Source organism: Phreatobacter sp. (assembly GCF_030691135.1).
Classification (GTDB): domain Bacteria; phylum Pseudomonadota; class Alphaproteobacteria; order Rhizobiales; family Phreatobacteraceae; genus Phreatobacter.
This window is the reverse complement of sequence record NZ_JAUYFA010000009.1, coordinates 26917-33725: the sequence shown is the minus strand read 5'-3', so window position 1 is coordinate 33725 and position 6809 is coordinate 26917. Positions and strand designations below refer to the sequence as shown.

The 6809-nt window shown below is 68.6% G+C and carries 8 protein-coding genes; 3 read left to right on the top strand and 5 right to left on the bottom strand.

Features of this window, described 5'->3' with window-relative positions:
* Nucleotides 1–211 precede the first annotated feature (211 nt).
* Nucleotides 212–496, bottom strand: a complete 285-nt coding sequence (locus Q8O26_RS01155) for an SH3 domain-containing protein (RefSeq protein WP_305572653.1) — start codon at nt 494–496, stop codon at nt 212–214.
* Nucleotides 497–577: 81 nt separating this feature from the next.
* Nucleotides 578–1090 carry a GNAT family N-acetyltransferase gene (locus Q8O26_RS01150; protein ID WP_305572651.1) on the bottom strand — a complete coding sequence of 171 codons (513 nt, stop codon included), beginning with the start codon at nt 1088–1090 and terminating at the stop codon, nt 578–580.
* Between the two features lie 264 nt (nt 1091–1354).
* On the opposite strand from Q8O26_RS01150, the gene Q8O26_RS01145 reads away from it, so the two are divergent.
* Nucleotides 1355–2605 carry an MFS transporter gene (locus Q8O26_RS01145; protein WP_305572649.1) on the top strand — a complete coding sequence of 417 codons (1251 nt, stop codon included), beginning with the start codon at nt 1355–1357 and terminating at the stop codon, nt 2603–2605.
* 4 nt (nt 2606–2609) lie between these two features.
* Here Q8O26_RS01145 and Q8O26_RS01140 read toward each other — a convergent pair whose 3' ends face one another.
* On the bottom strand, nt 2610–3086 hold the full coding sequence (locus tag Q8O26_RS01140; protein ID WP_305572647.1) for an NUDIX domain-containing protein: 477 nt from the start codon (nt 3084–3086) through the stop codon (nt 2610–2612).
* 172 nt (nt 3087–3258) lie between these two features.
* On the opposite strand from Q8O26_RS01140, the gene Q8O26_RS01135 reads away from it, so the two are divergent.
* Nucleotides 3259–3381 carry a hypothetical protein gene (locus tag Q8O26_RS01135; protein WP_305572645.1) on the top strand — a complete coding sequence of 41 codons (123 nt, stop codon included), beginning with the start codon at nt 3259–3261 and terminating at the stop codon, nt 3379–3381.
* Nucleotides 3382–3465: 84 nt separating this feature from the next.
* Nucleotides 3466–4314 carry a metallophosphoesterase gene (locus tag Q8O26_RS01130; RefSeq protein WP_305572643.1) on the top strand — a complete coding sequence of 283 codons (849 nt, stop codon included), beginning with the start codon at nt 3466–3468 and terminating at the stop codon, nt 4312–4314.
* 65 nt (nt 4315–4379) lie between these two features.
* On the opposite strand, the gene fliJ is transcribed toward Q8O26_RS01130, so the two are convergent.
* Nucleotides 4380–4799: a flagellar export protein FliJ gene (fliJ, locus tag Q8O26_RS01125; protein WP_305572641.1), complete on the bottom strand. Its 420-nt coding sequence runs from the start codon at nt 4797–4799 to the stop codon at nt 4380–4382.
* 204 nt (nt 4800–5003) lie between these two features.
* Nucleotides 5004–6320 (bottom strand): flagellar protein export ATPase FliI, encoded by a 1317-nt coding sequence (gene fliI, locus Q8O26_RS01120; RefSeq protein WP_305572639.1) that lies wholly within the window; start codon nt 6318–6320, stop codon nt 5004–5006.
* Between the last annotated feature and the right edge of the window lie 489 nt (nt 6321–6809).

Here is a 6809-nt window from a genome sequence, read left to right as displayed (position 1 = left end):
AGCGTGGCGACCGGCAGCGCAAAGAGAGCCATCAGGAAATTGCGTCGCATCATCATCCGTCGATCCTCCCAGGAATCACGGCCGCTGGCCTGAGAGATCTCCGGCCCCGAGCCGTGCAGAAAGGACCCTGGGCCGCCCCCGTCACCAAGGCAAGGGCAGGCCTGCCCCTTCCTAACCGGGAGGCCGCTGCGCAACGTGATCGCGGTCGGCGTCAGAAGCAGGCGATGAATTCACGATAGACCCAGCCGAGCGGCTCACCGGAAGCGCGGTCGGCGACATAGGCCCAGGGCCGGCCACGGTCGTCCTCGCTCACCCGCAGCCGGGTGACGAGAGCGCCATTGCGCACGCGGCCGACCACGTCACCGTTCGGTGCATCGCGGATGTTGAGCGGCGTGCCGGTCGGGTCCATGACGCGGCAGCGCGCCGATTGCGCCTCGGCACCGGACGAGAGACAGGCGAAGGCAAGGGCGGCTGCAAAGGCGGCGGTGCGGAACATGGCGGGCTCCAGAGGCGGAACAAGGCAGGCATCGTCGCGCCTCGACCGCGCCCGACGATGTCGCCCCGCAGCGGCCGTGTTTCAGTTCGTACCCGCCGCACCGCGGACGGCTCCTGCGACACCCGCGAAGGCATCCTCCGCCAGTTCCGCCACCAGCAGCCGCGCCGGGTCGACAGGCCCGGGCAGCTGGAGCCGGCCGGGCGGCACCACCGTGAAACCGAAGCGCTCGTAGTAGGGCGCATCGCCCACCAGCATGATCAGGCGATGGCCCTCCTCGCGGGCCCGGTCCATGGCACGGCGCATCAGCGCCCCGCCGATTCCCTTGCTCTGGAAGGCCGGATCGATGGTGATCGGACCGAGCAGAACCGCCGGCACGCCCCGCCCGATCTCGATCGGCGACAGGCGGATGGAGCCGACGAGCAGCGTGCCGACCCGCGCGGTGAAGCAGAGGTTGGCGAAGGACGGCACGCCTTCGCGCAGGCGGAACGCGGTGCGGGAGAAGCGCCCCGGCCCGAAGGCGCGCTCGTGCAGCCGCTCGATGGCGGCCTGATCGGCAGGGGTCTCGGGATGCAGGTCGAGCGACAGGTCGGGCATGGCGCGGGCGTCCAACGGCAGGAGGCGAACAAAATCCGGAGCATCAGGCAATCATGCCGGCCGTCGTCGTCGCTCGATCCGCGGAAATGCGCTGCCCATCATGACAGCGCGCATAGCATGGAGGGCGGGGGCCGTCACCCTGCCGCCGTGCAACGGGGCCACGCCGCATCAGGCCGTGCATTCCGTGCCATGGTTCGGGCGTGACCGAACCCTGCATCTGCGCCCGCCGGCATAGTCGCAGGGAACGACGGAGATAGCGGTGGCATGAGCGGCACGGCGGCGAAGGGCTTCTTCGGCTGGAAAGTGGTCTGGGCCGCATTCACCCTCGCCATCTGCGGGTGGGGGCTCGGCTTCTACGGGCCGCCCATCTACCTCCACGTCTTGAATGAGACCCGCGGCTGGTCGGTAGGCCTCATCTCGGTGGCCATCACGGTGCATTATCTCGTCGGTGCGGTGACGGTGGCCAATCTGCCGGCGATCTACGCGCGCTGGGGCATCGCCCGCACGACCCGCACGGGTGCTTTCGCGCTCGGCCTCGGCGTCCTCGGCTGGAGCCTTGCGGCCGCGCCCTGGCAGCTCTTCATCGCCGCCGCCGTCAGCGGCGTGGGCTGGGTGACGATGGGGTCTGCGGCGGTCAATGCCATCGTCTCCCCCTGGTTCGTGCGCAACCGGCCCGCCGCCCTCGCCATGGCCTATAACGGCGCGAGCCTCGGCGGCGTCCTCGTCGCCCCGCTCTGGGTCCTCGCCATCGGCTGGCTCGGCTTTCCCCTCGCCGCGGCGATCATCGGCGCCTGCGTCATCGTCGCCGTGTGGGTGCTGGCGAGCCGCATCTTCATCCACTCGCCGCTGTCCCTCGGCCAGGAGCCGGACGGCGACGCGCCGGGCACGCCGGCCTCATCCGGGCCGACCTCGCCGCTGGCCGTGCCGCTCGCCGGTGCAGCCGTCTGGCGCGACCGCAGCTTCCTCACGCTCGCCGCCGCCACCTCCCTCGGGCTCTTCGCGCAGGCCGGCCTCCTCGCGCAGCTCTATTCCCTCATCGTCCCGCCGCTCGGCGCCCTCGGCGCCGGCATCGCCATGGCATTCGCGACGGTGGCGGCGGTCTGCGGCCGCACGCTGCTCGGCTGGATGATGCCGGGCACGGCCGAGCGGCGCCTGATCGCGGCGGTGAGCTATGGCGTACAGATCTGCGGCTGCCTCGCCCTGATGGCAGCGGGCGGGCGCGAGATCTGGCTCATCTGGACCGGCGTGGCGCTGGTCGGCCTCGGCATCGGCAATCTCATCTACCTGCCGGCTCTCATCGCCCAGGCCGAATTCGTCCGCGCCGACGTGCCGCGCGTCGTCGCCCTGACGGTGGCGATCGGCCAGGGCGTCTATGCCTTCGCGCCCGCCGCCTTCGGCTTCCTGCGTCAGGCGACGGCAGAGGCCGGGTCCGGCAATGCGCCCCTGGTCTATGCCGCGACCGCCGTCGGCTTCGCCCTCGCCATCGTGACGCTGCTGGCGGGTCGCCGACGCTGACCGCTCACCAATGGGAGCTGCGCGGGCGCCCCTCGAAGAGTTCGGCGATACGCTCGCGCGTGCCCCGCGTCACGCCCTCGGGAAGCGCCTCGCGCGCGAAGAAGGCGGCCTCGACGATCTCCCGCGTCGGCACGAAGGGCGAGGGCTGCTCGAAGCTGTCGACCCGGAACAATGCGACATGGTCGCGCCGCGACGTCCGGGCGTTGAGAAAGAGACCACAGAAGGCCGGCGCGCCGGTCATCACGACATGCGCCTCTTCGCGCAATTCCATCGCGAGCGCCTCCTCCACCGTCTGCCCGACCTCCACCCCGCCGCCGGGAAAGTGCCAGCCGGGCGTGTAGCTGTGGCGGATGAGAAGGAGCCGACCGTCGGCGTCGACGACGCAGGCGCGCACGCCGAGCGTCATGCCGCGGGAGAAGCGCCAGTAGAGGTGCAGGAGGGGCGTCAGCCAGGAGCGCCGGTCGGGATTGAGCAGGATCATCGACGCTTCCATCACTGATGCGAATGAAAGATTGCGGATTCATGAAGGGCCGCGATCAAAAATGCATGGCAGGCCTCGCGGCACAACCACTACCAAACCGGGGCCCAAGAGCCTAATTCAGCGTCATGTTGCGCTGCACACTTGAGCAGTGCGCCCATTTGAGGAGCGTTTCATGCTCATTTCCCTGATCACCTCGCTGATGAAGCGTCGCCCGACCTTCCGTTGGCAGCCCTCTCTCGAGATCCGTGACGGCGCCACCGCCGCCGCTCTCGGCATCTACTACGCGCGCCGCTGAACCCCTGCCGGCGCCGGTTGGGGCCTCCGGGCGCGACCGGCATGGCTGGACAGGCACCGCGCACCTCAAGCATAGGGTGAGGCCATGTTCCGCCTCGCCCACCTCTCCGATCCGCATATCGGCCCCCTCCCGGCTATGACCTGGCGCCAGCTGTTGGGCAAACGCCTGACCGGCTATGTCAACTGGCGGCGCAACCGGGCGGCCCACCACCGCATGGACGTGCTTGACCGGTTGCTGGCCGATATCGTCCACGCCGAGGTCGATCATATCGCGGTGACGGGCGATCTCATCAATCTCGGCCTCGTCGACGAATACAAGGCCGCCCGCGCCCTGCTCTGGCGGATCGGCCCTCCGGAACGCGTCAGCTTCGTTCCCGGCAACCACGATGCCTATATGCGCGAGACGGTGCCGGGCATCGTCCACCACTGGCGCCCCTGGTTCCTCTCCGACGGCACCAGCGAGACCGAAGGCGGTTACGCCTTCCCCTTCACCCGGGTGCGTGGCCAGGTCGCGCTCGTCGGCGTCAACAGCGGCGTTCCGACCCCGGCCTTCCTCGCCACCGGCCTGCTCGGACCCCGGCAGATCGCCGCTCTCGCCGACGAACTGGAGATGCTGGGCCAGCAGGGTCTCGCTCGCCTGGTGCTGATCCACCATCCGCCCTTCGACATCGGCTTCCAGAAGCGCCTCGGCGATCATCAGGAACTCGCCGCCATGCTGGCCAAGATCGGCGCCGAGGCCGTCCTGCACGGCCATACCCACAAGGGCACGCTGCGGGAGCTCCGCGGTCCGAACGGCCCCATCCCGGTCATCGGCGTTCCCTCGGCCTCGGCCGCGCCCGGCGGCGGATCCGACCCGGCGGCCTGGAACCTCGTCACCGTCAGCGGCGAACCCGGCGCCTGGCGCGTCGAGGTGGAGCGCCGGCCGGTCGCCTGACCACCGGACATGCGAAAGGCGCGGCTTTCACCGCGCCCTGCGCAAACCCGCCATATCCCGTCGCTTCAGGCGCCGAGATAGGCGCCACGTCTGGAAAGACCGATGCGGTCCATTTCCGCCTGCTCGCGCACCGCATCTGCGGCACGGTCGCGGGCGCTCTCACGCTCGTCGAGGATCTCGACCTTCTTCAGCTCCTCGAAGGCCTCGGCCAGCGCGGCCTTGGCATCGTCGAGCTGGCCCTTCAGTTCGCCGGCCGACCCCATGAGGTTGTCGCGCCGCTGGCGCGCTGCCTTGGCATAGGTCGGATAGGCATAGTGCGCCGGGTCGTGCACGTTGGCCCGGGTCTGTTCGGCCACGATCTCGCGGTCGAGTTCGTTCGCCATGCGTTCGAACTCGGCGATCATCATCTCGATCTGCACGACCTGGCGGCGCTTTTCGTCGACCTGAAAGCGCTTCAGGCGGATCAAAGTCTCTCGCGACTTCATCGACTCGTACTCCCAGAAGTCCCCTTATTCCGTGAGACACACACACGCCTCACGGTCGTCCTCGGCAGCCGCACCACGGTCGCCTTACCCCTAATGAGAACTGAAGCTAGTCCCACGAGGTTGAGATTCCGTTTCCGGAAACGACGATTCATGGTAAACGAGTGTTCATAAGTCGCGCCATTCATTGGGGAATTTCGCCCCGCCTCATGCTGCGGCGACCTCCAGGATCTCGGCCAGCCGGCGGTAGCCTTCGCGGATCGACGACTGCTCGTCCTTGCCCTGGCCGAGAAAGGCCTCCAGCGCCGGCTGCAGCCGGATCGCCTCGTCCACCTCCGCCGACGATCCCTGCCGGTAGGCGCCGAGCCGGATCAGTTCCTCCATGTCGGCATAGGTCGCCAGCGTGCGCTTGGCCTTCTGGATCACCGGCCAATAGTCCGGATCGGCGGAACGCGGCATGGTCCGCGACACGCTCTTCAGCACGTTGATGGCGGGATAGCGCCCGCGTTCGGCAATCGACCGCTCCATGACGATATGGCCGTCGAGGATGCCGCGTACCGCGTCGGCGACCGGCTCGTTGTGGTCGTCGCCGTCGACGAGCACGGTGAAGATGGCGGTGATGGCGCCCTCCCCGGCCCCCGGGCCGGCGCGCTCCAGCAACCGCGGCAGCTCGGAGAAGACCGTCGGCGTATAGCCCTTGGCTGTCGGCGGCTCGCCGGCCGAAAGTCCGATCTCGCGCTGGGCCATGGCGAAGCGCGTCACCGAATCCATCATCAGCATCACCTGCTTGTCCATGTCGCGGAAATATTCGGCGATGGAGAGGGTGAGATAGGCCGCCTGCTTGCGCATCAGGGCCGGCTCGTCGGAGGTGGCGACGACCACCACCGAGCGGGCGAGGCCCTCCTCGCCGAGATCCTCCTGCAGGAATTCCTGGACCTCGCGGCCACGCTCGCCGACCAGCCCGATCACCGAGACATCGGCATCGACATTGCGCGCGATCATCGACAGCAGCACCGACTTGCCGACGCCGGAGCCGGCGAAGATGCCCATGCGCTGGCCGCGGCAGCAGGTGAGGAAGGTGTTCAGCGCCCGGACACCGAGATCCAGCGGCGCACCGACGCGGCGGCGGGTATGGGCCGCCGGCGGATCGGCCCGGAAGGGCATCGGAAAGCCACCCTGCGGCAGCGGCCCCTTGCCGTCGATCGGCTCACCCAGCGCATTGACGACACGCCCGAGCCAGCCCTGGCAGGGCCGCACGGCGGCCGGCGCCAGCGAGACCATGGCCTTGCAGCCGCGCCTGACACCCTCAAGCCCGGCGAAGGGCATCAGCAGCGCCTGGTCGCCGGCAAAGCCCACGACCTCGCAGGGAATCGGACGCGCGCCCGTCTCCACCGTGACCCGCGCGCCGACCGACATGGCGTGGATGGGCCCCGCCGCCTCGATCATCAGGCCCCGCACGCCGGAGACGCGGCCGTAGATCGAGACGGAATCGATGTCGGCGATGTGTTCGGCGAGTGCGCGCATGAATGAGGAATCCGTGACAGGAACTCCACATTCCTGCCGGCATGGTCAACGAAGCGTTAACGCCGGCGCCTGGTAAACGCGAGGCGGCAGATTTTGCCGGTCGCCTGCCGCATTTCCAGGGACACTGTGGCGGAATGCGAGGCTCGGTCGGCAATGTTTACCCGCTGTTAACCACGAACCCGGTAGAAGCTGCCCATCGGCTGCTCACGCCCCTTCCCCGGAGAGCCGCCGAATGGAGCCCCTAGCCGCCGCGACGGGCCCCCGAAACTGCCGAAGTTTAACGATCACGGGCCAATGCGAGTCAAAGTAAAGGCAACCGCCGTGCGGATTGTGCCCTGTCGGGTAACCCTTCCTTAACCCGGCCCGTTAATGATCCCTATCAGCCGATTAAAAGGCATCCGTGGCCGCAAGGGGTTCGTTTGCAACGACCCACAGCGGACCCTGGTCACGGAAAGGCAGGACCCGGACTCGACGAGACGGCCAAAATGG